This window comes from Mesorhizobium sp. M4B.F.Ca.ET.143.01.1.1, assembly GCF_004792275.1.
GTDB lineage: Bacteria > Pseudomonadota > Alphaproteobacteria > Rhizobiales > Rhizobiaceae > Mesorhizobium > Mesorhizobium abyssinicae.
The window spans coordinates 1-344 of sequence record NZ_SRSR01000189.1; the positions used below are offsets into that span (position 1 = coordinate 1).

Genomic DNA, 344 nt, shown 5'->3' on the forward strand with positions numbered 1-344 from the left:
GACCCATTCTCCGTTGACGGCGATGAAGCCGACGATGTGTTCGCCGGCGACGGCGACGGTCACCTGCTGATTGGGCAACAGGATGTCACGGATGAAGAACAGGTCTTCCTCCGGAGTATGCAGCGCCGGCATCCAGTCCAAGGCATTGAGCGACGCGCGCAGGACCTTGGCGATGGCGGCGGCGTCAGAGTCTGTGGCTGGGCGAAGGGTGATTTTGGTGCGATCGCTCATAGACTGGCGCTGCCCCTCATCCGCCCTTTGGGCACCTTCTACCCGTTGAACGGGAGAAGGAAGAAGCACCCCGGCCGGAGGCCGAGCCCGCGACTGCGGGCCGCCGGTCGTCC

1 pseudogene is annotated in these 344 nt (G+C 64.8%); it reads right to left on the minus strand.

Annotated features, from left to right (window positions below):
• Nucleotides 1-231 (minus strand): annotated as a pseudogene (locus tag EN786_RS36565) (GNAT family N-acetyltransferase); the annotation flags it as partial.
• Between the last annotated feature and the right edge of the window lie 113 nt (nt 232-344).